Genomic DNA, 26,599 nt, shown 5'->3' on the forward strand with positions numbered 1-26,599 from the left:
CACCCGGCGCGGGTGAACGGGGAGTTCGGGCGCGTGCGGGCGACACGTGCTGCCGGTCGGCAGAATCCAGCTATGACTGCCGCCGTCCGCCTCAGATCCTGATGTGCCGGATCCCGACCGCAGCCCGTCGCATTCGATAGCGGACGGGATGCAAACGCCGATGCTCGAGGGGCAGATCCAGCCGCTCCGCCAGGTACTCGACGATGTCGTCGACGGTTCGGGTGTCGGTGTCGACGTGTTCTGCGAATCGATCGGCGGCGAGTGCGGACACACACCGGTCGATCTGTTGCATGGCCCAGGTTTCGTCTCTCCCGACGGCGCGACCCAGCCAGTACCCGGTGCGGGCCCGAAGCCGACGCCGCAGCGTGTCGGGTGACGCGACCAGCGCGAAGTGTCTGACATCCACCCCTTCGGCGGCGAGACCGTTCATGATCTCGTCGAAGTAGTCGGCGTCGACCAACGTCATCGGGACGATCACCGGACCGTCGTGAGCAGCCACAGCGTCAGCGAGAGTGGCAACGACGGCCGACCGCCACTGGGCGCGGTCCTGGAAGTCGTTGCGCGCGGCCGCAGGCAACATCTTGTGGATCGCGAATCCGATGAGTTCGGGATCGGCCACGTGTGACGACCGGATCCGACGATGCAACTCGAACGCGGTCTGCGTCTTACCCGCGCCGAATGCTCCGTTGATCCACACCAGCATGGGGCCGAGCGTAGCGGTGGAGGCTGGGGTGGCCGTCCCCGCGACGCTGACCGCCGCGGGGGCGGCACCCGACTGTCGGCGATCGATGCGGGACGTGCCGCCCCCGGGATGGTCTGTCTGCGTTCAGTCGACCGGTGACGTCGCTGCCGCGGCGAGGATGCGGGCGAGGTCGCCGGGCCGGCTCCACATGGGCCAATGCCCGGTCGGAAGGTCGACGAGATCGACGTGGTCGAGTCTCGACACCTCGGCGAACATGGGGTGGCCCGCGTCGGCCCACTCCATCACCTGCGCGCTCGGAATCGAGCAGCACACCAGGGTGGTCGGGACCGCGAGACGCGCATCGTTGGTGAGCTTCGCTTGTTGACGAAGCACGGGACCGGGTTCCGGGACGGCCCTCGCGCGAAAGCGCTCGAGTGCCTCTGTGCTCAGGCCGTCGAGGCTGGCCTGCCGGCCGAGCTCGTCGAACGGCGGCAGTGGGAACTCCTCCAGGTCTTCGGGCGTGTCCGGGGCGAAGACAGTGCCATCGGCGACGGGGCCGCTGTCGACCCACACCACGCGTCGAACGAGCTCAGGATGCCGATCGAGGACGACACTCACCGGAGCGTTGGCTCCGCTGTGCGCCACGATGACCACCGGCCGCGCCTCGGAGGCCGCGGCCTGGGCCATGGTCTGCTCGATCGCCGCCGCCTGGTCGTCGAGCGTCCGGGATGCACGCTCGGGATCTCGCTCGTCGAGACCGGGAAGCGTCATCGGGATGGTTCGCCGTCCGTCGGCGGTCAGGTGTTCCAGCACCTCGTCCCATGCCCAGGCCCCCAGCCAATGGCCGGCGATCAGGATGATGGTCGGGCTACTCGCATTGTTCGTCACACCACGATGCTCTCGCGCCTCCAGGACAACGGTATGTCACCATTTCTGGCATGAATTTTCGGCGGGGTGGCTCATGAAGAGGGCGGAGCGGCTACACGCGCTGTCCGAGATGCTGCGGCGCAGCGGACCGCGTGGATGCACTGCCGAGCGACTGGCAACAGAGTTCGGTGTGTCCGTTCGGACGGTCAAGAGAGACCTCACCGCACTCGAGAACAGCGGCGCGCCGATCTGGTCGCGCCCGGGCCCGGGCGGTGGCTACGGCCTGGTCGCCCGAAGCACTCTGCCACCGGTCAGCCTCACCCCTGCGCAGGCAGTGGCGCTACTGACGGCCGTCTCTGCCGCACCCGACGCGCCCTACGCCGATCTCGCGTTGGCGGGCGTTCGGAAGATCATGGACGTACTCGATCCGCAGACCCGAACGAAGGCCGACGAGCTGGCCGGTCGCGTCTGGGTCGACGCGTCTCCCACTCCGCGCACGATCAAGTCAGCGTTGGAGGAAGCGATGTCCGAGCAGCGGGTGGTGCGTATCCGCTACACCTCGGGCGACGGCGACACGACGACCCGGGACGTCGAACCGGTGGTGTTCGCCTCCAGGAACGGGCTCTGGTATCTGATCGGGTGGTGCCGATTGCGCAGTGATATGCGGTGGTTTCTCGTGTCCCGGATCGAGCACGCCAGCGCAACACGAATGCCGTGCAGCGGCCACCGCATCGACGAGATCGGCGCCCCACCGGCGACAGCACGATCCGTGAACGGCCACGGTGCATGAAACGATCGACGTCGTCGGACGGAATTTCGGGAGCCCCGTGGCCGTCATGCGGGCTCGACCACCGCTCAGCTCGGTGGCTGGACGATCCGCACGGTCCGCGGCACCGAGCCGACGGTGAAGCCACAACGGCGCGCGGCGGCGGCGAACGGCTCCGGGGCCTCGTCGACGGCCCAGTCCTCCCGGACGCCGGCGGCGTCGAACAGCGCGGCCGCGTTCGCCGTCGTACCGGTGGTGAACCGGGACTGGTAGCGCAGGCCGTCGCACGACCCGGCGAGCGCGCTCGCCCACTGCTGCGGGATGTCGTACGGGGTGACGGTGCACAGCTCACGGGTGAGTCCGTAGTTCGCGGCCTCCTCCGTGCACGTGTCGGCCAGCGTGCGGCGAGCGGGAATCCGCAGGCGGGACAGCACGCGCTCGTCGGCGAAGTCGTGGGAGATCACCCCGGATCCGGCGAGCACCTCCCCCACCGTCTCCCGAATCGCGGTGCGCTCGTCGAACGCGACGTAGCAGGTGCCGCGCGGTTCGCTGAGATCGAAGCGGCCCCGCCCGGACGAGGCGAACCACCACGGCCCGTTGCCTGCCCTGTGCCCGCGCCACAGCTGCCGGCGGGTGGTCAACGACCAGGTGGGGAAGCCGGCGAGGGAACGATTGTCGGGCGAGCCGAGCGCGACGACCTCTCGGGTCATGCAGCCCACCGCTGCGCGTCGGCGCGGGCGGCGGTGCGGACCGGGTCGATCGTCCCGCCGCCGGTGAGCCAGTCCGCGGCGGTCCGGCCGCCCAATCCCTCCTGGGGGGTGCACAGCCACAGCGCGGCGGTCCACGGATCCGCGGCGGCGCGCAGGATCCGCCACACCTCGACGAGCGCCGGATGCACGGCGCCGCCGTCGGTGAACTGCCATGTCGGGTACACCCACTGGCCGTCGTCGAGTCGGCACGCGATGACCGCGTTGGTGGCGACCTTCTTGCTGACGGCCTGCCGGCTCACCCGCCACCACCGGGTAAGGCCCGCGGTGTCGTAGAACGGCCCGACCATCTGGTCGTACACGTGACTGGTGGGCAACGCCGCCGACATGGCGTCGGCGATGGCCTCGACGTCGGCGAACGTCTCGGCGGGCACGCCGGCCTCGGCGGCCGCTGCGAAGGTGTCGTGCACCCGCCGCTTCAGCAACGCCATCAGCTCGTTCTCCCGCTCGACCAGCGATGCCCGTGTGGTCATGACCCCGTCCTCTCACGCGTCAACCGTGTCAACCAACCCTGCCACCAGTCAGTCAACCACGTCAACCCCGGAACGGTCGCGCGTCAGCGCCGGATCAGCGTCCGCACCAGGCGCACACTCTGCCCGAGCGAGACGTCGGGAAGGTAGGCGCGGCCGATCGCATTGCCGATGCTCGGCAGCGCGACCGGATCGGGGAAACACATGTACATCGGCTCGTACCGGGGCTGGAACTTCGACTTGAACGCCAGCAGCGACCGGAACCCGTACACCGGTTCGAGGGTCTGCCCCAGGACGTCGAGCAGCGAGTCCATCGCCTCCGACAGTCCGGGGCGCACGTCGCTCGGCACGTCCGCCTGTTCACCGTCCTGCACGGTCGCCAGCGGCGCCCCGGACAGGCTCACGAACTCGGCGCCCTCCTGTTCGATCAGCAACGCCGCCGACGCGATCAGGAACTCCATCGCCGGGCGGAAGCCGTGTCCGGCACCGTCGGCGCGCCGGCGCATGAAGTCCAGTGTCCATCCGACCACCCGGCCGTCGCGGTACACCGGCAGCCACGACGTCACCCCGTGCACGGTGCGCTGTTCGTCGACCGCGATGAGGCACCGCACCTCCGGGTCGTCCATCTCCTGCAGACCGCCGAGCGTGAACCCCATCTCGGGCATGCCCTTGTCGGCCACCCACTCCTCGGAGATCGCGGTGATCTGATCGGTGATCGCCAGCGGCGCGGTCGGGAAACTGACCCACTCGGCCGTGATCCCCGACTTCGCCGCCTTGTTCAACGCCGAGCGCACGTCCTGGAACTTCTTGCCGGTGAAGGCGATCGAGCCGAGGTCGAGCACCGTCTCCTCGGCCACCTGCACACCCACCCAGCCCTGCGCCTCGGCCGCATCGCGCACGTCCCCGGTCACCGAGTAGAAGCACGGCACCCACCCGTTCGACGCCGCGAACTCCGCGAACCCGACGACGTCGTCGCGCACCCGGTCGGGTCGGCCCACCGGCCCCCCGGTCGTCAGCGCGACACCGCCGACGACCCGGTAGGCGACGTAGCTGTCACCGGCGGGGCCGAACCAGTACGAGTTGCCGCGCCACGTCGTCATCCAGGCCAGCGCGCTGCCCGTCCCGTGCACGAGGATCTCCCGGGCCCGTTCGGCGGCACCGGTGTCCGCACCCTGCGCGGGCCGCAGGAACGTGGCCGCCACCAGCACACACACCACGACCCAGAACACGACGCCGGTCCACTCGTAGAGCAGCGTCGATGCCCAGTCGTCCGGCAGCAGGCGCGGGTCGAGCATCTGCAGGTACACCGGCGGCACCAGGCGTTCCGGGAAGTCCGCGATCAGCGTCCAGACGGTGGGACGCCGGTCGAACCCGTTGCGCGCCCACAGCCCGCCGAGCACGTACAGCACGCCGAGCCCCGCCGTGAGCACCACGACGCGGGTCGCGAGACGGGTGTAGGTGCGCGGGGGCGCCGCGACGTCGAACAGTTTCCGCGTCGCCAGCAGCAGCACCACCAGTGCGAGCGGCGTCAGGAACGGCGTGAGCGTGCGGTACACGTTGGGGGCGTCGAGCCCGTAGAACAGTGACTCCTCGTCGGCGACGTCGATGTAGCGGACCACGAAGTTCAGCAGCGACAGCACCAGCAGCAGCGCCTGGGCGACGAGCGACGCCACCCACGCGAACCGGCGACCACGGCGCAGACCGTCGCACAGCACCAGCAGGAACACCGATGGCATCAGACTCAACAGGGTCGGCCCCAACCCGGACAGGCGCAGGTCGAGTTCGCCGCGCCGGCAGTCGAGGGAGGACGCGGACTCCGCGCAGATCTCGCGGACCTCGGCGGTGGTCCACGGCACCCCGCGGAACAGGTCGCGCAGCACCGACAGCGGTCCGACGGCGTGCGGAGACAGCGCCGCCAGCATCGTCCCGACCGAGGTGGCGGCCACGACGATCGCGACCAGCACCCGGCCCTCGCGCCGGGTCCCGGAGATCCGCGGACCGCGCGCGGACCGCCCGACGATCCACGGGCCCACACACAACCCCACCACGACGGCGCCGAGCCGGACGACGTCCTGCAACTGTCCGGCGAACAACACCAGGGTGATCGTGAGCGCAAGCAGACCCACCCGGATCCGTCTGCGCCACAGCGTGTCCATCGATGCGCTCGCCACCATCGCCACACCGGCGATCCACGTCGTCGGACCCACCGCTGTCCCGATGTGCAGGCGGAATCCCCAGTCGGCGTCGAGCAGTTTCACCACCGAAGCCACCGCCAGGCCCGCCAACGCGCCCGCCACCTGGGTGATCAGTGCCGAGAGCGCGAATCGACCGGAGCCCATCCGCCTTTCGAGCGGTGCGGCGACGAGGAAGACCAGCACGGTCGCGCCGAGGTAGCCGGCGAGCCCGGGCGCCCACAGTCCCGCACTGAGGCTGGTCCACAACCGCCAGTGTTCGAAGGGGCCGATCCCGACGGCGAGATGTCGGTCGACGAACTGTCCGGGCCCGTGGACGATCGAGTCGGTCGCGAAGCCGAGTACCCAGACGACGGCGAGCAGGGTGATGCTGACCGGCGCGCCGGCCGCCCCGTAGCGGAGCAGTTCGACCACCCGGCGTCCATACCGGCGGAGCGTTGTCACGAGATCAGTCCCATTCTCTCGGCCAGCCAATCCATCTCGTCCCGCAGGCCCGCCGACCACACCGCGAAACTGTGGCTGCCCGGCACCTCCACGTACTGCACGTCCATGCCCGCGTCGCGCGCCGCCGCGAAGACCTTCTGCGCGCCGCCGCGGTAGGCGTCGTCGCGGGTTCCCACGACGATGATCCCCGCGGTGTCCGGATAGCGTCGCGACTTCATCAGATCCAGCGGATTGACCGCGACGAACGCCGCCTCGTCACCGCCGAACGCCTGATCGACCGTCCGTTGCCGATCGCCGAGCGTGGGCTCCTCCTGACCGGACAGGTCGAGGAACGTCGGATACACCTCCGGATGGTTGGTCGCCAGCTGCAGCGAACACGTTCCGCCGTAGGACAGTCCGCCGACCGCCCACGCCCGCGGATCCGGGTCCACCTGTAGGTGCGTCCTGATCCACGCGGGCACGTCGACCGCGAGATAGGTGGCGACCTTCCCGAGTTTCGAGTCCAGGCACAGCGGATTGGCCAACTGCGAACCGGTGCCGTCGGGCACGACGACGATCGGGGCGAGGCCGTGGTGCTCGCGCGCGAACGCGTCCATCGTCATCGCGAGCTTGCCGCCGTTGAGCCAGTCCTCCGGCGACCCGGGCTGGCCGGCGAGCATCACGAGCACCGGCAGCAGCGGCCGCGGATCCGCGAAGTAGGCGGGCGGCAGGTAGACGACGGCGTCGCGCGCCGCGAATCCCGATGCGGGACCGGGCACGGGGGCCGTCGTGTACCGGCCGCTCGCCGGGAGATCGGGCGGGGCCTGCGGCGCCCACGCGTCCTCGAGCGGATTACCGGTGACGACGGGATCCGTCGGCGGCGGCACCTCGGCGAAATCGATCCGATCCGGATCCGGCAGTCCGAGCGCGGTTCCCACCGTCGGATAGGCGTAGAACACCAGATTGATCTGCACGGCGACCGCGAGCACGACGGCCAGCGCCGCGACAACCGTGACCGGCACGGTCCGCTTTCGCGCGGTGAACGCCCGCGGGACCACGAGCAGTACCGCCCACAGCCCGACGCCGATCCACACGTACACCGCCGTCTCGATCGGGTCCGGGAACGGCTTCCACGCCTTCTCCACGACCACCCACAGGATCAGCGTCGCGACAACCGCGCCGACGATCGACCCGGGCAGCGCCCAGCGCAGGAACCACCGACGCCGGCCTGCGAGCAACCAGCCCGCACCGGCGATTCCGCAGACCGCGACGACGACGGGCAATGGCCCCGAGACCAGCGAGAGTCGATCGAGCCACCCGAACATCGGACCTCCGCGCTGACGTTTCCCCCACCGGTATACCGCCCGGCGCGCCGGTGAGACCGATACCACACCGACCCGCCGAAGTTACTACTGGCAGTAGTAACCATTCCGGGAGGGCGGTCCGTAGACTCGGAGCATGGCTGGACTCGGCGAGCTCGAACGTGCGGTGATGGATCATCTGTGGTCGGTGACGGAGCCTCAGACCGTGCGACAGGTGCACGAGGCTCTCGCTACCCGGCGCGAACTCGCGTACACCACGGTGATGACGGTGCTCCAGCGACTTGCGAAGAAGCACCTCGTGATCCAGCAGCGCGACGACCGCGCGCACCGCTACCTGCCGATGCACGGACGCGACGAGCTGGTCGCGAGCCTCATGGTCGACGCGCTGCAGCAGGCCGACGCGTCCGGTGAGCGTGCCGCGGCACTGGTGCACTTCGTGGGCCAGGTCGGCGCCGACGAGGCTGCCGCGCTGCGCGAAGCGCTCGCCGCACTCGAGGCCGCCGAAGCCGCGAAGTCCGAGTCGGTGACGCCGGTCGGGGATCCCGTTCGCCCGACCGGACTGCGTCCCGGCACCGGACGAGCGAGCTGAGGCCCCGCTGCCATGACCTGTAAACGATGAACGCCCCCACGGCGCTGGCCTTCGGGCTGCTCGCGCTCGCGCTGACCGGCCCCGTGCCGGCGCTTCTCAGCCGTGCCCGGTGGCCGTTCCGGTCTCCCCGCGCCGCCCTGGTGCTGTGGCAGGCCATCGCTCTCGCCGCAGTGCTGTCCGCGTTCAGTTCGGGCCTTGCGATCGCCAGCCAGTTGCTGGTCCCCGGGCCCGACGGGCGTCCGACCACCGAGCCGACCGCCGAGATCGACGCGCTCGGGCTCCCGTTGTGGATCCTGTACGTCGTCGTGTTCGGCCTCACCCTGCTGATCGGCGCCAAACTGATCTTCTCGATGGTGCGGGTGGGGGTGCACACCCGCCGTCGGCGTGCCCGCCACCGGATGCTCGTCGATCTCCTCGACCGGGACGACATCTCGACGGCGCTGGGCACGTTCCCGGGCGTCCGGGTGCTCGACGCCGCGGAGCCCATCGCGTACTGCCTTCCCGGTCTCCGCCAGCGGGTGGTGCTCAGCGAGGGCACCCTGAACTCGCTCAACGACGCCGAGATCACCGCCATCCTCACGCACGAGCGGTCCCACCTGCGGGCCCGGCACGACCTGGTGCTCGAGGCGTTCACCGCCGTCCACCACGCCTTCCCGCGGGTGGTGCGATCGAAGTCCGCGCTCGGCTCGGTGCAGTTGCTCGTCGAACTCCTCGCCGACGACTCGGCCGTGAAGGTCACCGGCCCCGGCCCACTCGCCCGCGCACTGGTCACGTGCGCCGGTTCCACCGCGCCACGGGGCGCGATGGCAGCCGGCGGCCCCAGCACCCTCGTGCGGGTCCAGCGACTCACCGATTCCGTCGGTGACATCCGGATCGCCGCGGCCGCCTACGTCGGCGCCGCCGCGATCCTCGTGGTGCCGACCATCGCCGTCGCGGTGCCGTGGCTGGTGGAGCTGAGCCGCCTGTTCTCGCCCGCCCAGGCCTGACGCCGCGACGTAGCGCTGGTCACACCTGATGCCGTACGTCGTCGACCCTCGACCCCATCGCGTACACTCGATTGCGGTCGCCACTGCGGCCCGATCAATCAATGTGCGGCACACAGCCCCATCTCTCCCGCAAGAAGCGCACGGATGGCCAGGTGATATGTGCCCTGGCTCGTCTCTTCGTGCGGCTGCATGACAGCCCGCTCCGCGACGCGCCCTACGTCCGGAGAGGTAATTCCGCGTGACTACTGCTGCCCAAGATCCGTCGGTACAGGAGAGCCAGGACGACATCGTCGTCCCGGCACCCGCCGAAGTCGAGGTCCCCGAGTCCACCCAGACTCCCGAAAACACTGACGCCACCGAGGTTCTCGAGGCCACCGACACCGAGTCGGCCGACGCCGAAGACGCCGGCGAGCCCGAGATGACGTTCGCCGAGATCGGTCTGCCCGAACCCGTCGTCGCCGCGCTGGCCCGCAACTCGATCACCGTGCCGTCCCCGATCCAGGCGATGGCCATTCCGGACGCGATCGCCGGCAAGAACATCCTCGGTCGCGCGCAGACCGGTTCCGGCAAGACGCTCGCGTTCGGTCTGCCGATGCTGGCGCGCCTGGCCCGTCACGAGGACCGTCCGGCGCCCAAGCGTCCGCGCGCTCTGGTCCTCGTCCCCACCCGTGAACTTGCGTTCCAGGTCGTCGATTCGCTCACCCCGTACGCCGGCTCGCTCGGCCTCAACGTGCGCGCCGCCGTCGGTGGCACCCCGTTCACCAAGCAGGTCGACCAGTTGCGCCGGGGCGTCGACATCCTCGTCGCCACCCCCGGTCGTCTCGGCGACCACCTGCGGCAGAACACGTGTGTCCTCGGCGAGATCGAGATGACCGCGCTCGACGAGGCCGACCAGATGGCCGACATGGGCTTCCTGCCCGAGGTCCGCACGCTGCTCGCGGACACCCCGAACGACAGCCAGCGCCTGCTGTTCTCGGCGACGCTCGACAACGACGTGAAGACGCTCGTGCGCGAGTTCCTGCCCGAGCACGAACTGCACTCCACGCAGGACGGCCGCGCGTCGGTCACCACGATGGACCACTACGTGCTGCTCGTCGACCGCGGCGACAAGGACGCGGTCCTCGCAGAGATCGCCTCCCGCAAGGGCGGACGCACGATCATGTTCGCGCGCACCAAGCTGGGCGCCGAGGGCATCACCGAGCGCCTACGCGAGAAGGGCGTCGCGGCCGAGGCCCTGCACGGCGGCAAGGCTCAGAACCAGCGCACCCGGGTGCTCGAGCGCTTCAAGACCGGCCGCACCCCGGTGCTGGTGGCCACCGATGTCGCCGCGCGCGGCATCCATGTCGACGGCATCGACCTGGTCGTGCACGTCGATCCGCCGCAGGATCACAAGGACTACCTGCACCGTGCCGGCCGCACCGCCCGCGCTGGTGAGGCGGGCGTCGTCGCGGCGATCGTGCTCCCGAACCAGCGGCGCATGTTCCGTCGCCTGACGGGCATGGCCGGCGTGAACGCGACCGCCGTCCCGGTGTTCCCCGGTTCGGAGGAACTCGCGACCATCACGGGCGCGCAGGCGCCGAGCGGCGAACCGGTGCGCGACAGCTACTTCGGCAACGAGCGCGGCGATCGGCGTGAGCGTTCGTTCGGTGATCGTGGTCCGCGCCGCGAGGGCGGCTTCCGCGGCAACCGTGACGATCGCGGCCCGCGTCGCGACTTCGGTGACCGTGGCCCGCGTCGCGAGGGTGACGGGGGCGGTTTCCGCGGCAACCGTGACGACCGTGGCCCGCGCCGGGACTTCGGCGACCGCAACCAGGGTGCGCGTAGCTTCGGCGACCGCGACAACCGCTCCTTCGGCAACCGTGACGATCGCGGTCCGCGCCGCGACTTCGGTGACCGGGACAACCGCGCACCGCGCCGCGACGGCGAGAGTGGCGGATTCCGCGGCAACCGTGACGACCGCGGACCCCGCCGGGACTTCGGCGACCGCAACCAGGGTGAGCGCAGCTTCGGCGACCGCGGCCCGCGCCGCGACTTCGGCGACCGCGACAACCGCGCTCCCCGCCGCGACGGCGACGGTGGCGGATTCCGCGGCAACCGTGACGACCGCGGACCCCGCCGGGACTTCGGCGACCGCGACAACCGTTCGTTCGGGAACCGCGACGACCGCGGTCCCCGGCGGGACTTCGACAACCGGGACAACCGCGCACCGCGCCGCGACGGCGAGAGTGGCGGATTCCGCGGCAATCGTGACGACCGCGGCCCCCGTCGCGACTTCGGCGACCGTCGCAGCGAGGGCGGCTTCCGCGGAAACGATTCCCGTGGAGGCGATTCGCGCAGCAACGGGTTCCGCGGCGACCGCGACAACCGTTCCTTCGGCAACCGGGACAACCGTTCCTTCGGGAACCGTGACGACCGCGGCCCCCGGCGGGACTTCGACAACCGTGGCCCCCGCCGCGACGGTGACGGTGGCGGTTTCCGCGGCAACCGTGACGACCGCGGCCCGCGCCGGGACTTCGGCGATCGGGACAACCGGTCGTTCGGTGACCGTCGCAACTCCTCGGGTTCGTCCGAGCAGCGCAGCAACGGTTTCCGCAGCCGCACGGAGCGTCGCAGCTACGACGGCTTCGACGGTCCGCACCGCAACCGCAACGCATAGTCCACGGGTCGACGTGATCGACCGTCCGTGAACCACATTCGGCCCCGGCCGCCCTCGTCAGGGCGTCCGGGGCCGAATGCGTGTCCGGCGTCACGACTCCAACAGCGGGGCCGGTTCGCGTCACGGTGGGGTCTCGGGGGAAGCTGTAACCATGACCTCCGAGACTTCTGCCAGCACCGAGGCTGCCCGCGCCCAGATCGGCGTCACCGGGCTCGCCGTCATGGGCTCCAACATCGCCCGCAACTTCGCCCGCCACGGACACACGGTGGCCCTGCACAACCGCAGCATCGCGAAGACCGACGCGCTTCTGGCCGCACATGGCGACGATGGCGACTTCGTCCGCACCGAGACCATCGAGGAGTTCGTCGGCGCGCTGCAGAAGCCGCGACGCGTGCTCATCATGGTCAAGGCCGGCGACGCGACCGACGCGGTCATCGAGGAACTCGCCGACGCGATGGAGCCCGGCGACATCATCATCGACGGCGGCAACGCGCTGTACACCGACACCATCCGCCGCGAGGCTGCGCTGCGTGAGCGCGGCCTGCACTTCGTCGGCGCCGGCATCTCCGGCGGCGAGGAGGGCGCCCTCAACGGCCCGTCGATCATGCCGGGTGGACCCAAGGAGTCGTACGCGGCGCTCGGTCCGCTGCTCGAGTCGATCTCGGCGCACGTCGACGGCACCCCGTGCTGCACGCACATCGGCCCGGACGGCTCCGGCCACTTCGTGAAGATGGTGCACAACGGCATCGAGTACGCCGACATGCAGCTCATCGGCGAGGCGTACAACCTGTTCCGGGACGCTCTGGGCTTCGACGCTGATCAGGTCGCCGACGTGTTCACCGAGTGGAACGGCGGGGAGCTCGAGAGCTACCTGGTGGAGATCACCGCCGAGGTGCTGCGCCAGAAGGACGCCAAGACGGGCAAGGCGCTCGTCGACGTCGTCGTCGACGCCGCCGAGCAGAAGGGCACCGGCCGCTGGACCGTCAAGTCCGCGCTCGATCTGGGTGTGCCGGTCACCGGCATCGCCGAGGCCGTGTTCGCTCGCGCGCTGTCCGGTTCGCGCGAGCAGCGCAAGGCGGCGCAGGGTCTCGCGTCCGGTGCGCTGGGGGCCAAGCCGACCGATGTCGCGCAGTTCACCGAGGACATCCGCCGCGCGCTCTACGCGTCGAAGATCGTCGCGTACGCGCAGGGCTTCGACCAGATCCGCGCGGGCAGCGACGAGTACGGCTGGGATCTGACCCCCGGCGACATGGCCACGATCTGGCGCGGCGGCTGCATCATCCGCGCCCGCTTCCTCAACCGGATCAAGGAGGCGTACGACACCAACCCGGATCTGACGTCGCTGATCGTCGAGCCGTACTTCCGGGAAGCGATCGAGAACGCGATCGACAGCTGGCGTCGCGTCGTCGTCACGGCGACCACCCTCGGCATCCCGGTGCCGGCGTTCGCGTCGTCGCTGTCGTACTACGACGGTCTGCGCGCCGAGCGTCTGCCGGCCGCGCTGACCCAGGGCCAGCGCGACTTCTTCGGCGCCCACACCTACGAGCGCGTCGACATGCCGGGCAAGTTCCACACCCTCTGGAGCGGCGACCGCTCCGAGATCGAGGCCTGAGCCTCCCCGTCCGACGACACGGATCGGGGCGGACGCTGTCGGCGTCCGCCCCGATTCGCGTGTGCCGGTCAGGCCTCGTGCAGGCGGCGGTGCAGCAGGTGCACGTCCGGGGCGAGTTCCGGGATCGGCCCCACGACGGTCACCCAGGGTGCCACCTCCTGGACCGGCAGCGGGCGAACGGGCGCCGGCGGCACCCCCATCTCGTCCAGCCACGACACCAGCTGGGCGGTGGAGGCGACGTAGACGATGCGCCCCAGACCCACCCATGCGTGCGCGGCCGCACACATCGGGCAGTGCTCCCCCGACGTGAACACCGTCGCGCCGGCACGCTCGTCGACGGTCAGGTTCTCGGCGGCCCACCGGGCCAGTTCGAACTCGGGATGGCGCGTGCTGTCTCCGTCCGCGATCCGGTTACGGTCCTCCGCGACCGCGGTCCCGTCTGCCGTGGCCAGCACGGACCCGAACGGTTCGTCGCCCGCCAGCAGGGCCTCGGCGGCGAGCTCGACGCAGCGCTGCAGGTGCCGGAATTCGACCTCGGTGACCAGTTCGGAATGCCCCGATTCGGACACAGTTACCTCCTCATTCACACGGAACCGCGATTGTCCCACCCCGCGGTAGCCTGTGACTTCACGACCGGAAGGCCCGCGCCACCCATGTCCGACCGTTCCCTCCCCACGTTCGCGCAGCTCGGTCTGCCCACCACGCTGGTGCACGCCCTCGGCCGCGCGGGCATCTCGGCGCCCTTCCCGATCCAGGCAGCGACCATTCCGGACATCCTCGCCGGACGCGACGTCCTCGGCCGCGGCCCCACCGGGTCGGGCAAGACGCTGGCGTTCGGTCTCCCCCTGCTGGTGCGCCTCAAGGGCGGCGCGAGCCGGCCGTCGCGTCCGCGCGCGGTGGTGCTGGCCCCCACCCGTGAGCTGGCCGCCCAGATCGAGAAGGCCCTCGACGAACCGGCCCTCGCGCTGGGTCTGCGGACGGCCACGATCGTCGGTGGTGTCCCGTTCAAGGGGCAGGCCGTCAAGCTCTCGCGCACCGTCGACGTCGTGATAGCGACGCCGGGCCGGCTGGCCGACCATCTGGCGCAGGGCACGATCACTCTCGACGACGTCCGCGTCACCACCGTCGACGAGGCCGACCACATGGCGGAACTGGGATTCCTGCCGCAGGTCATCGAGATCCTGGACCGCACCCCCGAGGCGGCGCAGCGGCTGCTGTTCTCCGCGACCCTGGACGGCGAGGTGGACACGCTCGTCGCGCGCTACCTGCACGACCCGGTCACCCATGCGACCGCGGAGGCCGTCGCCGCCGTCGACTCGATGGAGCATCACGTGCTGCACGTGCCGCGAGAGATCAAGTACCCCACCGTCGCCCGTATCGCGGCCCGGACGGGCCGGACACTGCTGTTCGTCCGCACCAAGGCCGGCGTCGATCGGCTCACCGACGAGTTGCGCGCCGTCGGGATCGCGGCGGGCGGGCTGCACGGCGACAAGCCGCAGGGCCACCGCACCCGGGTGCTCGCCGAGTTCACCGACGGGACCCTGCCGGTGCTGGTCGCGACCGATGTCGCGGCGCGCGGGATCCACGTCGACGGCATCTCGCTCGTCGTGCACGTCGATCCGCCGACCGAATCCAAGGCGTACCTGCACCGCGCAGGACGCACCGCCCGCGCCGGGGAGTCGGGTGTCGTGGTGACGGTGGTGACCGAGGACGAGCGCGGTCCCGCCGCGAAGGTGATGCGTGCCGCCGGGGTGGACGTCGACCCGCTCACCGTCGGCGGCCGTGACCGCCGATGGGAGGCGGTGACCGGCGCCCGCGAGCCCAGCGGCACCCCGGTGCCCGAGCCGGAGACCGCGCCCGCGCCGCCGAAGAAGGAGACCCCCGCGGACCGGCGGAGCCCGGGGCCGCAGCGCGGGTTCCGTGGACGCGGCGGACCACGCCGCGACGGGACCGGCCGCCCCGCCTCCGGGCAGAGCCGCCGTCGGCGCGGAGGAAGCTGACCCATGTCCGGGCTGCCCGTCGCCTCGATCGTGTGCGCGCTGATTGCCGCGTTCCTGTTCGCGTGTGCGTCGGTGGCCCAGCAGACCGCGGCGGCGCAGGTTCCGGAGGACCGATCGCTCATCGCGGCCCTGATGCGCAGCCCACGCTGGTGGGCGGGCATCGTCGGGGACGGCGGCGGCTACCTGTTCCAGGTGATCGCGCTCGCACTCGGCTCGGTGCTGGTGGTGCAGCCGCTGCTGGTGTCGATGCTGCTGTTCGCGCTGCCCTTGTCCGCGCGGTTCTCGGGGCACCGGCTCACCCGCCACTCGTGGGCGCTGGCGATCGCACTGACGGCCGCGCTGGCGGTGTTCCTCGTCGTCGGAAATCCCACCGAGGGCGGCACCGACGCGCCGTGGGCCCAGTGGTCGGTGCCGCTGATCACGGTGGTGGTGCTCGTCGCCGGCGCGACCGCGTTCGGTTTGTCGCCGCGGATGGATCCGGGGTGGCGGGCGCTGCTGCTCGGCACGGCGAGCGGCGCGCTGTACGGCGTGGCGGTCGCGTTCACCAAGTACGTCACCGACCTCCTCGAGCACGGGGTGGGACACCTCCTCGGCGCGTGGCAGACCTACGCCCTCCTCGCGGCCGGGGTCATCGGGGTCTACCTACAGCAGCGCGCGTTCCAGGTGGGGCCGCTGTCGGCATCGCTGCCCGCCATGACGATCGGGGAACCGGTGGTGGCGATCTTCCTCGGCATGGCCGTGCTGGACGAACGCCTGCAGGTCTCCGGGATCGGTCTGGCCGTCGTCGTCGCCGCGATCGTCGTGATGCTGGCGACCACGGTGGCTCTCTCCCGCGAGCAGGCCACGCTGCAGCCCGATGCGGAGTCCGTCGCGAGCTAGACGGGAATGTCCGGCGGGCTCGGCGGTGTTGACCGGAGACAGAAGTACACTTTTCAACTACTTGTTCTCTGGAGGCATCGTGAGCACGTCCGCCCGCACGGCACAGGTCTTCCGTCTCGGCACCCCGTGGCCCGCGCTCGACCCGTTCCTGTTCGCCGTGCACCACGTCGACCACTACCCACAGGGCACCGCGGACCTCACGCCCGCCGTCGACGTCTCCGACCGCCCGCTCGGCCAGGACTTCGGGAACCCGTCGGGATGGAACATGTACCACGGCACCACGGTGCCCGGATTCCCCGCGCACCCGCACCGGGGTTTCGAGACCATCACCGTCGTCCGGCGCGGTGTCGTCGACCACGCCGACTCCACCGGCGCGTCCGCACGGTACGGCGGCGGCGACGTCCAGTGGGTCACCGCCGGCGGCGGAGTCAGCCACTCCGAGATGTTCCCGCTGCTGAACCAGGACGGCGACAACGACTTCGAGCTCTACCAGATCTGGCTGAACCTGCCCGCGCGCGGCAAGTCCGCCCCCGCCCAGTTCACGATGCTGTGGAACGAGGACATCCCCGACATCACGCTCGACGGCGCGCGTGTCCGGGTGATCGCCGGCCGCTTCGGCGACCACGAACCACCGGCACCGCCCACCAATTCGTGGGCGGCCGAAGCGGATTCGGATGTCGCGCTGTGGCTGGTGGACCTCGAACCGGGCGCGGTGATCGACCTCCCCGCGGCGGCGTCCCCGGACGCCCGCCGGGTGCTCTATGTCCACGGCGAGGGCGCGCGCGTCGACATCGACGGCACCGCGGTCGAATCCGGCTGGGGCTACGCCCCCGGCGACGGCGCCGCGTCGACCGTGCGCGCCGAGACGGCCGCGACGGTGCTGGTGTTGCAGGGCGTCCCGATCGGGGAACCGGTCGCGGCCCGCGGTCCGTTCGTCATGAACACCGAACGCGAAATTCTCGAGGCGTACGACGACTACCGCCGGACCGGCTTCGGCGGCTGGCCGTGGCCCACCGAGGCGCCGGTCCACGACCGGGACGCCGGACGCTTCGCCCGCTACGGCGACGGACGGGTCGAGCGGCCGGAGCCGACACTCGACCGATAGCAGGCGCACTCCCGGTCTGCGCAGTACGCTCGGCGACTGTGCAGTTCCTCGAAGGGCAGCGCCCGCCGTACGACCTCACCTACGACGACGTGTTCCTGGTCCCGAACCGGACCGACGTGGCGTCACGCTTCGACGTGAACCTCGCGACGTCGGACGGATCGGGCACCACCATCCCGATCGTCGTCGCCAACATGACCGCGGTCGCGGGACGGCGGATGGCCGAGACCGTCGCCCGGCGCGGCGGTCTCGTCGTCATCCCGCAGGACGTGCCGTCGTCCGCGGTCGCCGAGACCGTCGAATTCGTCAAGAGCCGACATCTGGTCGCTGACACCCCGATCACGCTGGACCCCGAGGACGCGGTCTCCGACGCGTTGACGCTGCTGCACAAGCGGGCGCACCGCGCGGCGGTCGTCGTCGACGGCGGCAAGCCGATCGGGGTGCTCACCGAGTCGTCGTGCGCGGACGTCGACCGGTTCACCCGCGTCGGCGCGGTCGCGGTGCGCGACTTCGCGACGGCCCCGGCCACCGCGACCCCGCGTGAGGTGTTCGGGCTGCTCGAGTCGCGGCACGATCCGCTGGCGGTGATCGTCGACGACGACGGCCTGCTCACCGGTGTCCTCACCCGTACCGGCGCGATCCGGGCCGGGATCTACACGCCCGCCGTCGACGCGCACGGCCGGTTGCGGATCGCGGCGGCCGTCGGGGTCAACGGCGACGTGGCCGCCAAGGCGAAGGCCCTCGCCGATGCCGGCGCCGATCTGCTGGTGCTCGACACCGCGCACGGCCACCAGCAGCGCATGCTCGACGCCCTGCGTGCGGTCGCCGCCCTGGGCCTCGGCGTGCCGCTCGCGGCCGGCAACGTGGTCTCCGCGCAGGGCACCCGCGACCTGATCGACGCCGGCGCGAACATCGTCAAGGTCGGGGTCGGACCGGGCGCGATGTGCACCACCCGGATGATGACCGGGGTGGGCCGTCCCCAGTTCTCGGCAGTCGCGGAGTGCGCGGCCGCGGCACGCGAGCTCGGCGCGCACGTCTGGGCGGACGGCGGGGTCCGGCATCCACGCGACGTCGCACTCGCGCTCGCGGCGGGTGCCTCCAACGTCATGGTCGGGTCGTGGTTCGCCGGCACGTACGAGTCGCCGGGCGAGCTCCGCATCGACCGGGACGGAAACCGGTACAAGGAGAGCTTCGGCATGGCGTCGAAGCGGGCGGTGGCGGCCCGGACCGTCGACGACACGGCGTTCGACCGCGCCCGCAAGGGCCTGTTCGAGGAGGGCATCTCGAGTTCCCGGATGCGCCTGGACCCGCACCGTCCCGGCGTCGAGGATCTGCTCGACCACATCTGTTCGGGTGTGCGGAGCACGTGCACGTACGCGGGCGCCCGCACGCTCGCCGAGCTGCACGACAAGGCAGTCGTCGGGGTGCAGTCGGCGGCCGGTTTCGCGGAGGGACGCCCGCTGCCGTCCGGGTGGTGACGACGCACGATCGCGTGTCCGTTTCATCCCGTTCACATGGCGCACGGCACCGCGCCCGATATAGTGGTGGCTTCGTTTCCGGAAATATCGTCGGCGCGACTTCGGTTGGAACCGACGATATGCGCCGCCCGACAGAGAGGACGCAGGTGCCCGAGGCACCCATACACACGCCCCCCGACGCTCAGCCCGTCGCGACCGCATCGGTCCCGGACGCGGAGTCCGAGGGCTCCTCTACCGAGCCGGGTGACAAACCCGGCGGACCCCGTTACTCCCACTCTCCCGGGCGGGTGGTGCTGACGTGAACGTCGCACTGACCGTCCTCAGCCTGGTCGGCTTCATCGCCCTGACCGCCGGCACCGCCCTCTTCGTGGCAGCCGAATTCTCCCTGACCGCGCTCGAGCGCAGCACCGTCGACGCCCACGCGCGCGGCGGCGATCGTCGGTCGCGCCAGGTCCAGCACGCACATCGCACGCTGTCCTTCCAGCTCTCCGGCGCCCAGCTCGGCATCACGATCACCACGCTGATCACCGGCTATCTGGCCGAGCCCGTGCTCGCCCGCTTCATCACCCCGCTGCTGTCCGCCATCGGGGTCTCCGATTCGGCGGCGAGCGGCATCTCGCTCGCGCTCGCGCTGATCATCGCGACGTCGTTCTCGATGATCTTCGGCGAGCTGGTCCCCAAGAACCTGGCGATCTCGAAGCCGCTGCCGACCGCCCGCGCCACCGCGGGCCTGCAGGCAGGCTTCTCGCTGATCTTCAGGTGGGCCATCAACGGCCTCAACGGCACTGCCAACTGGGTGGTCCGCCGCCTCGGCATCGAGCCCGCCGAGGAACTGCGGTCGGCCCGGTCCCCGCAGGAACTCGGCTCGCTCGTCCGAACCTCCGCCGAGCGCGGATCCCTCGACGCCGGCACCGCGCTGCTGGTCAACCGGTCGCTGCGCTTCGGCGATCTCAGCGCCGAGGAACTGATGACCCCGCGCGTGAAGATCGAGACACTCGACACCGACGCCACCGTCACCGATCTGCTGGAGGCGGCGTCGCGCACCGGGTTCTCCCGGTTCCCGATCGTCGACGGCGACCTGGACAACACGGTCGGCGTGGTACACATCAAGCACGCCTTCGCCGTGCCCGCGGCGCGCCGCTCCACCACCCGGCTCGACTCGCTCGCTCAGGCCGTGCCGGTGGTGCCGTCGACCCTCGACGGTGACGCGGTGATGGAACAGGTCCGCGCCGACGGCATGCAGGTCGCCCTCGTCGTCGACGAGTACGGCGGCACCGCCGGCGTGGTGACGATGGAGGACCTGATCGAGGAAATCCTCGGCGACGTCCGCGACGAGCACGACGAACCGGAGATCGATGTCCAACGGGTGGGTCACAGCTGGGCCTGCTCGGGTCTGTTGCGCACCGACGAGGTCGGCCGCGCCACCGGCTACATCGCGCCCGAGGGCGAGTACGACACACTCGGCGGTCTGGTGCTCACCTCCCTCGGCCGGATCCCGGCGGAGGGCGACGAGGTGGCGCTGCCCGACGCGAACGGTCTACCGATCGGGCCCGACGGCCGCGGCTGGATCGCGCGGGTCCTCACGATGGACGGGCGGCGCATCGACCGGGTGTTGTTGACCCCGGTGCCGGCGATCGAGACGAGCCGGGAGGTGGCGCACCATGGGTGATCTGTTCGGTGTTCTGCTCACCGTCGTGCTGCTGGCCGGCAACGCGTTCTTCGTGGGCGCGGAGTTCGCGCTGATCACCGCCCGTCGCGACCGGCTCGAGGCGCTGCACGCGCAGGGCAAGAAGCGCGCGGCCACGGTGATCCGGGCGGGCGAGAACCTGTCGCTGATGCTCGCCGGCGCCCAGTTGGGCATCACGATCTGCTCGATCCTGCTCGGTAAGGTCGGCGAGCCGGCCATCGCGCATCTCATCGAGGCGCCGATGGATGCGCTCGGCGTACCGGACGGCCTGCTCCACCCGATCGCCTTCACGATCGCGTTGGGCCTGGTCGTGGTGCTGCACATCCTGCTCGGCGAGATGGTTCCGAAGAACATCGCGATCGCCGGACCGGAGAAGACCGCGATGCTGCTCGTGCCGGCACACCTGGCGTTCATCAAACTCGCCAGGCCGCTGATCGCGTTCTACAACATCAGCGCCAACGGCATCCTGCGGATGCTGCGCGTCGAACCGAAGGACGAACTCGACGCGACGGTGTCGGCACTGGAGTTGTCCGAGATGATCGGCGAATCCCACACGGAGGGCCTGATCGACGAGGAGGAGCACCGACGGCTCACTCAGGCACTCGAGACCGAGGGCCGCACCGTTGCCGACGTCATGATCCCGTCGGCGAAGATGCGCACCGTCCCGTTCGCGAACGGCGGCACCACACTGGGGGCGGTGGAGGAAGCGGTCGTCCAGACCGGCTACTCGCGTTACCCGGTGCGTGGGGTCGACGGTGCGCTGATCGGCTACCTCCACCTCAAGGACGTGCTGGACCGGATCGCCGACGAGGCCGCCGGACCCGAGACGGTGATCCCGCGGACCGACATCCGCCGGCTGCCGCTGATCTCGGTGTCGTTGCCCCTCGACGACGCTCTCGCCCGCCTGCGCCGCACCAACTCGCACCTCGGTGCAGTGGTCGACGCGTCGGGCGCGGTGATCGGTATCGTCGCGCTCGAGGATCTCGTCGAGGAGTTCGTCGGCACCGTGCGTGACGGCACCCACCGGATCGTCGACGTCGTACCCGGTCAGAAGGCGGTCTGAGAGTAGTGAGTTCGGCAGTTCTGCCGGAACAGGTGTGGGCTGCCCGACGGGACCGCCACCGCGAGGTGGTGGCGGATCTCGTCGGGCCGCACCTGCAACGTAAGGCCGCAGGCGTCAAGCACCCGGTGCACGACTTCCTGTTCACGTACTACAGCGTCAAGCCGAATCAGCTGCGCCGCTGGCACCCGGGTTTCGGGTACGCGCTCGCGGGCCGCTCGGCGCGCGACTACCTCATCTACTCCGGTTACGAGGCCTCCGACGACCTGGTCTCGCTCTCCCCCGACGTTCTGGCGCGGCGCCGCGAGACCGTCGAGTTCGTCGCCGCACTGCTGTCCGCCACCGCCGCCCGGCGCCCGCAGCTGAGCTGCTTCGGCCTGCACGAGTGGGCGATGGTGTACCGGGGCGGCGAGGAGGCCGTGCGGCACTCGCAGGTCCCGCTGCGCCTGGGACACACCGGCACCGACGAGGTGGTCGAATCGATGCAGTTGCGCTGCACCCACTTCGACGCGTTCCGGTTCTTCACCCCTGACGCCGTCCCCCGCAACGAGATCTCCCTCTCGCGCGATGCGCAGGTCGCCCGCGAGCAGCCGGGATGCCTGCACGCCGGCATGGACCTGTACAAGTGGGCGTCCAAACTCGGACCGCTGATCGAATCCGAAGTCGTCATCGACTGTTTCCGCCTGGCAACGGATGCGCGGGAGCTGGACATGAAGGCCAGCCCGTACGACCTGACGGAGTACGGCTACGAGCCGGTCCGCATCGAGACCCCGCAGGGCCGCGCCGACTACGTCCGCGAGCAGGTGGCGTTGTCGGAGCGGGCCGCGCAACTGCGGGCGCACCTGGTCGACCGCTGTCGAGCACTGCTCACCGACACTCCCGATTAGCTGCGCGGTTTCGGCGCTTCACCGACTCGCTGCAGCGCTCCCGCTACCGAATTGACCTCCCGCACGCTCGATCGCGCGTGCGGGAGGTCAATTCGTACGCGGCGCCTGCACCCGCGCGCGGCGAGTAGCCTCGGAGGTGTTGATCTCGCGAAACATGGGTGGCGGAATGGTCGACGTCGACACGCGCGGACCGCACCGAGGCTCCGGTCCGTCTGCCGGTGACGGCCGACTGCCGGCGGATCTCACCAGTTTCGTCGGTCGGCGCCACGAACTGACCGCCGTACGCAACGCGCTCGGAGAAGGCCGTCTCGTGACGTTGACCGGCATCGGCGGGGTCGGCAAGACCCGGCTCGCGCTGCGCGTCGCGACCTCGATCCGGCGGAACTTCCCCGACGGCGTGTGGCTGATCGAGCTCGCCGACGTCCACGATCCGGCGTTCGTCGTCGATGTCGTCGCCACCACGCTGGGTGTGCGCGACTACACCGGACGGCCACCGCGGGAGGCGCTCGTCGAGGCACTGGCGCAGGGGTCGCGGCTACTCGTTCTCGACAACTGCGAGCAGGTGATCGATGCGGTGGCCGAGCTGGTCCAGGCGTTGTTGGAGCGGTGTCCCGGGCTGCATGTCCTGACCACCAGCCGGGAGCGCCTCGGACTCGGCTGCGAAGCCGTCATTGCGGTGTCGCCACTGACCACGCCGAGCCGCGGCCGGTCCCAGCCGGTCATCAAGGTGTCCCGGTTCGACGCGGTCGCGCTGTTCGCCGAACGCGCCGCCTCCGCGGTACCGGGGTTCGCGCTGACCGACGACAACACCGCCACCATCGCGAAGATCTGCGCTCGCCTCGACGGGCTGCCGCTCGCCATCGAATTGGCGGCGGCGCGCACCCGAGCGCTGTCGCCCGAGCAGATCCTGCAACGCCTGACCGATCGCCGCGGCGTGCTGACGTGGAGCAGTCGCGGGGTGCCGCCCCGGCAGCAGACGCTGCGGTGGAGTATCGGGTGGAGCTACGACCTGTGCACTCCCGAGGAACAGAAACTGTGGCGACGGCTGTCGCTGTTCACCGGGAGCTTCGACATCGACGACGCCGAGCACGTGTGCGGCGACGACTGCGGCGGCGATCTGCTCGACATCCTCGCCTCACTGGTGGACAAGTCGATCATCGTGCGCGACGACGCCCCCGATCGGGCCCGGTACCGGATGCTCGACACGGTCCGCGGCTACGGCCGCGAGCAGCTGGACGACAGCTCGTCGGACGCGGATCTGCGGTTGCGCTTCCGCGACTGGTACACCCGGATGGCGCTCGACGCCGAGGCCGACTGGATCAGTCCCCGGCAACTCGAGTGGAGCGACCGGCTGCGCGCGGAACTGCCGAACCTGCGGGAGGGCTTCGAGTTCGCGCTCGACGAGGCCGACGGCAGCGCACTGCAACTCGCGGCGTCGCTCTACCCCGTCTGGATCGCACGGGGCCTTTTCGCCGAGGGTCGCCGGTGGCTCGACCGCGCACTCGACCAGCCCCACCCGCAGCCGGCGATCCTCCGCGCCAAGGCGCTGTTCGCGGCCGCGATCCTGGCGGCGTTCCAGGGAGACCTCACGGCTGCGGGTGCCCGCGCCGAGGAAGCCTCCGAGCTCGATTCGCCGACGGCCGATCCGATCACACGGGCCTACGTCGCGATGGCGGACGGCATCACGGCGTTCTGCAGCGGTGACCTGGACCGCGCGCGGGTGCGGCTGCGGTTCGCCGTGGACACTCCCGGGGTCGCCGACCATCCGCAGCTTCAGCTCGAGGCGCTGAGCCTGCTCGGCTGGGCGCACGTGGGCGACAACACCGCACGCGCGCTCACCTTCCAGGGGCGTGCGCTCGCCATTGCACAGGAGCACGGCGAGTTCGTTCACCGTGGGTATTCCCTGTGGGCCAACGGTGTCGACACCTGGCGATCCGGGGATCGCGCACACGCCACCGAACTGCTCGAGGCGGGGCTGCGACTGACCCGGCAGACCGACGATCCGCTGATGGTCTTCACGTGTCTGCAGGCGTTGGCCTGGCTCACCGCGGAGACCGCACAGGTGCGACGCGCCGCGGTCATCATGGGCGCCGCCGACGCCCACCGGCGGCTGGTCGGAAGCAACCCGGTCTTCTTCCCCAACCTGCTCGTCCACCAACTCGACTTCGAGAAGACGGTCCGGGCGGCGCTGGACGACGCGACGCAGGGCGCCGCCCACCGCGAGGGGGCGTCGATGACCACCGCGGAGGCGATCGCCTACACGCTCGGTGAACAGGGCCGAGAGGCGAAGCCGACGGCTCCCGGCCAGGACCGGACCGTGCTGACCAAACGGGAGCACGAGGTCGCCGAACTCGTCGCGGTGGGCCTGACCAACAAGGAGATCGCGACCCGGTTGACGATCTCCCGACGCACCGTCGACGGCCACGTCGACCACATCCTGACGAAACTCGGCTTCACCTCACGCGTCCAGGTCGCCACCTGGATCGCCGAGTCCGCCCATGCGGACTGACGCCACCGTCACGGCACGCGATACGTCCACTCCGGGGTCGCGAACTTCGTCTGCACCAGCTCGCGCGCGGCGTCCAACTCGGCGTCGGTGTACGCGCTGGTGCGGGTGTCGTAGCGGGCGCGGAAGTGCGCCAGGAAGGCGGCGATGATCGCGTCGCGGGCCATGCCGGTCTGCGAGCGCATCGGGTCGACCCGCTTGCCGGAGCTGGTGATGCCCTTGTCGGAGATCTTCTCCCGCCCGATGCGCAGGACGTCGGTCATCTTGTCGGCGTCGATGTCGTAGGCCATCGTCACGTGGTGGACGACCGCGCCGGCCGCGAACCGCTTCTGCGCGGCGCCGCCGATCTTGCCCTGCTCGGACGCGATGTCGTTGAGCGGCACGTACCGCGCCTTGATGCCGACGTCGCCGAGAGCCCCCATCACCCACTGGTCGAGGAACTCGTAGGACCGCTCGAAGCTCAGCCCGTCGACCAGCGATGTGGGAACCGACAGCGAGTAGGTGATGCAGTTGCCGGGCTCCATGAACATCGCGCCGCCACCCGAGATGCGTCGCACGATGCCGATGCCGTGCCGGGCCGCGGCCTCCTCGTCGACCTCGTTGCGGACCGACTGGAACGACCCCAGCACCACCAGCGGCGAATCCCAGTCCCAGAACCGCAGCGTCGGACGACGCTCGCCGGACGCCACCTCGCGGGTGATCACCTCGTCGAGCGCGACGTGCATCGCCGGGTCGAGCACCACCGGTTCGATGACGTCGAAGGTGTGGTCGTGCCAGCTGGTCGCGTGGCCGAGCGCACGGCGGATCGCGATGCCGACCGATTCGGGAGTGAATCCGATCAGGGCCACGTCGTCGCCGATCTTCCCGGCGATCGCCTGACCGATTCGGGTGGCGTCGGCGGTGGTCGGCAGCCCGGTCACCGCGGCGACGATGTCCTCGAGTGCGTCGTCCGGCTCGAGAAAGAAGTCGCCGGACAGCGCAACCCGGGACAGCTGCCCGTCCTCCACATCGACGTCGACGATCACGAGCTTGCCACCGGGAACCTTGTATTCACCACGCACGGAAAGAAGCGTATCGGTGAGTGCGACAGGGCGGTGGCGCGGGAACCGGCGACACCTACTGTGTGAGCGACGGCGCAGGCGCCGCGCCCACGGGACGAGAGGATTGCGATGACCGACATCACGAAGCAGGAGGCGGCCGTCGAGGTGCAGGCGACGATGTTCGATCTGCTCGGACGCATCGCGGGGCTCGAGCGGGACGTGTTCCGCACCGTCGGCCAGGGCGGCCCCGAATTCGAGGCCGCGCACAAGGCTGTCGTCGACTTCGCCGAGTTCACGCTGCGCCCGTGGCATCGGGCCGCCGAAGGGTCGCTGTACCCGGCGGCCGCGTCCGTCGTCCGAGCGCAGTTGTTGGTCGAGGGTCTGCTGGGCGAATGGCAGACGGTGGAACAGGCGTACTCACGGCTGTCGTGCGTGAGCACCGACCGGGTCCGTGTCGCCGCCGACATCAGTGCCCTGCGTGTGCTGCTCGTGGTGATGCTGGGCAAGTGCATGGACCTGCTGGTGCCGGCGCTCGAGGAGGACGGGATCGATCTGTCGGACGCGGCCGAGAAGCTGGCGGCCGCCGCTGCCGGGTCGCAGGGCTGACACGGCGACGGCCCGCCGCGAC

The 26,599-nt window shown here is 70.5% G+C and carries 22 protein-coding genes; 14 read left to right on the plus strand and 8 right to left on the minus strand.

All coding sequences use genetic code 11. From position 1 onward, the window contains the following. Positions 1–91 precede the first annotated feature (91 nt). Entirely contained in the window at positions 92–703 is a 612-nt protein-coding gene (locus ABEU20_RS23110) for an AAA family ATPase (protein ID WP_420166713.1), read from the minus strand. A gap of 123 nt (positions 704–826) precedes the next feature. Further along, on the minus strand, positions 827–1,570 hold the full coding sequence (locus ABEU20_RS23115; RefSeq protein WP_420166714.1) for an alpha/beta fold hydrolase: 744 nt from the start codon (positions 1,568–1,570) through the stop codon (positions 827–829). Positions 1,571–1,643: 73 nt separating this feature from the next. Between ABEU20_RS23115 and ABEU20_RS23120 the strand changes: the two genes are divergently transcribed. After that, entirely contained in the window at positions 1,644–2,339 is a 696-nt protein-coding gene (locus ABEU20_RS23120) for a helix-turn-helix transcriptional regulator (protein ID WP_420166715.1), read from the plus strand. A 65-nt stretch (positions 2,340–2,404) separates the two neighbouring features. Here ABEU20_RS23120 and ABEU20_RS23125 read toward each other — a convergent pair whose 3' ends face one another. The 4 genes from ABEU20_RS23125 to ABEU20_RS23140 form a co-directional block, all read right to left on the minus strand. After that, positions 2,405–3,025, minus strand: a complete 621-nt coding sequence (locus ABEU20_RS23125; RefSeq protein ID WP_420166716.1) for an RES family NAD+ phosphorylase — start codon at positions 3,023–3,025, stop codon at positions 2,405–2,407. Then, positions 3,022–3,555: a hypothetical protein gene (locus ABEU20_RS23130; protein WP_420166717.1), complete on the minus strand. Its 534-nt coding sequence runs from the start codon at positions 3,553–3,555 to the stop codon at positions 3,022–3,024. The genes ABEU20_RS23125 and ABEU20_RS23130 overlap by 4 nt, the downstream gene beginning before the upstream one ends. 83 nt (positions 3,556–3,638) lie before the next feature. Continuing rightward, positions 3,639–6,188: a phosphatidylglycerol lysyltransferase domain-containing protein gene (locus tag ABEU20_RS23135; RefSeq protein WP_420166718.1), complete on the minus strand. Its 2,550-nt coding sequence runs from the start codon at positions 6,186–6,188 to the stop codon at positions 3,639–3,641. After that, positions 6,185–7,492, minus strand: a complete 1,308-nt coding sequence (locus tag ABEU20_RS23140) for an alpha/beta hydrolase (protein ID WP_420166719.1) — start codon at positions 7,490–7,492, stop codon at positions 6,185–6,187. The genes ABEU20_RS23135 and ABEU20_RS23140 overlap by 4 nt, the downstream gene beginning before the upstream one ends. Before the next feature lie 133 nt (positions 7,493–7,625). Here ABEU20_RS23140 and ABEU20_RS23145 point away from each other — a divergent pair, with 133 nt between their 5' ends. The 4 genes from ABEU20_RS23145 to gndA all read left to right on the plus strand — a co-directional run bounded on the left by ABEU20_RS23145 (position 7,626) and on the right by gndA (position 13,332). Further along, the gene (locus tag ABEU20_RS23145) at positions 7,626–8,078 is read left to right on the plus strand and encodes a BlaI/MecI/CopY family transcriptional regulator (protein WP_420166720.1); all 453 of its coding nucleotides are present in this window, start codon (positions 7,626–7,628) and stop codon (positions 8,076–8,078) included. A 26-nt stretch (positions 8,079–8,104) separates the two neighbouring features. Continuing rightward, the gene (locus ABEU20_RS23150) at positions 8,105–9,064 is read left to right on the plus strand and encodes a M56 family metallopeptidase (RefSeq protein WP_420166721.1); all 960 of its coding nucleotides are present in this window, start codon (positions 8,105–8,107) and stop codon (positions 9,062–9,064) included. A 418-nt stretch (positions 9,065–9,482) separates the two neighbouring features. After that, positions 9,483–11,720 (plus strand): DEAD/DEAH box helicase, encoded by a 2,238-nt coding sequence (locus ABEU20_RS23155; protein WP_420166777.1) that lies wholly within the window; start codon positions 9,483–9,485, stop codon positions 11,718–11,720. A 151-nt stretch (positions 11,721–11,871) separates the two neighbouring features. Beyond that, the gene (gene gndA, locus ABEU20_RS23160) at positions 11,872–13,332 is read left to right on the plus strand and encodes an NADP-dependent phosphogluconate dehydrogenase (RefSeq protein WP_420166722.1); all 1,461 of its coding nucleotides are present in this window, start codon (positions 11,872–11,874) and stop codon (positions 13,330–13,332) included. A 68-nt stretch (positions 13,333–13,400) separates the two neighbouring features. Here gndA and ABEU20_RS23165 read toward each other — a convergent pair whose 3' ends face one another. Next, positions 13,401–13,901 (minus strand): nucleoside deaminase, encoded by a 501-nt coding sequence (locus tag ABEU20_RS23165; RefSeq protein WP_420166723.1) that lies wholly within the window; start codon positions 13,899–13,901, stop codon positions 13,401–13,403. Positions 13,902–13,985: 84 nt separating this feature from the next. Here ABEU20_RS23165 and ABEU20_RS23170 point away from each other — a divergent pair, with 84 nt between their 5' ends. The 8 genes from ABEU20_RS23170 to ABEU20_RS23205 all read left to right on the plus strand — a co-directional run bounded on the left by ABEU20_RS23170 (position 13,986) and on the right by ABEU20_RS23205 (position 24,934). Next, positions 13,986–15,332, plus strand: coding sequence for a DEAD/DEAH box helicase (locus tag ABEU20_RS23170; RefSeq protein WP_420166724.1), 1,347 nt, complete (start codon positions 13,986–13,988; stop codon positions 15,330–15,332). Between the two features lie 3 nt (positions 15,333–15,335). Beyond that, positions 15,336–16,211, plus strand: coding sequence for a DMT family transporter (locus tag ABEU20_RS23175; RefSeq protein ID WP_420166725.1), 876 nt, complete (start codon positions 15,336–15,338; stop codon positions 16,209–16,211). A 79-nt stretch (positions 16,212–16,290) separates the two neighbouring features. Next, a complete protein-coding gene (locus ABEU20_RS23180) occupies positions 16,291–17,316 on the plus strand; it encodes a pirin family protein (RefSeq protein ID WP_420166726.1) in 1,026 nt (341 codons plus the stop codon). A gap of 38 nt (positions 17,317–17,354) precedes the next feature. Next, positions 17,355–18,791 (plus strand): GuaB1 family IMP dehydrogenase-related protein, encoded by a 1,437-nt coding sequence (locus tag ABEU20_RS23185; RefSeq protein WP_420166727.1) that lies wholly within the window; start codon positions 17,355–17,357, stop codon positions 18,789–18,791. Between the two features lie 298 nt (positions 18,792–19,089). After that, entirely contained in the window at positions 19,090–20,460 is a 1,371-nt protein-coding gene (locus ABEU20_RS23190) for a hemolysin family protein (protein WP_420166728.1), read from the plus strand. After that, complete coding sequence (locus tag ABEU20_RS23195) at positions 20,453–21,541, plus strand: hemolysin family protein (RefSeq protein WP_420166729.1); 1,089 nt, start codon at positions 20,453–20,455, stop codon at positions 21,539–21,541. Before ABEU20_RS23190 ends, ABEU20_RS23195 begins: the two co-directional genes overlap by 8 nt. Before the next feature lie 5 nt (positions 21,542–21,546). Further along, the gene (locus tag ABEU20_RS23200) at positions 21,547–22,425 is read left to right on the plus strand and encodes a 3-methyladenine DNA glycosylase (protein WP_420166730.1); all 879 of its coding nucleotides are present in this window, start codon (positions 21,547–21,549) and stop codon (positions 22,423–22,425) included. A 139-nt stretch (positions 22,426–22,564) separates the two neighbouring features. Then, positions 22,565–24,934, plus strand: coding sequence for a LuxR C-terminal-related transcriptional regulator (locus ABEU20_RS23205; protein WP_420166731.1), 2,370 nt, complete (start codon positions 22,565–22,567; stop codon positions 24,932–24,934). A gap of 8 nt (positions 24,935–24,942) precedes the next feature. Here the strand turns inward: ABEU20_RS23205 and ABEU20_RS23210 are convergent, their stop codons facing one another. Next, entirely contained in the window at positions 24,943–25,992 is a 1,050-nt protein-coding gene (locus ABEU20_RS23210; RefSeq protein ID WP_420166732.1) for a lipoyl protein ligase domain-containing protein, read from the minus strand. A gap of 108 nt (positions 25,993–26,100) precedes the next feature. Here ABEU20_RS23210 and ABEU20_RS23215 point away from each other — a divergent pair, with 108 nt between their 5' ends. Beyond that, positions 26,101–26,577, plus strand: a complete 477-nt coding sequence (locus ABEU20_RS23215; RefSeq protein ID WP_420166733.1) for a hypothetical protein — start codon at positions 26,101–26,103, stop codon at positions 26,575–26,577. Positions 26,578–26,599: the final 22 nt, after the last annotated feature.

Source organism: Rhodococcus parequi, assembly GCF_046042785.1.
GTDB classification, from domain to species: Bacteria; Actinomycetota; Actinomycetes; order Mycobacteriales; family Mycobacteriaceae; genus Prescottella; species Prescottella parequi.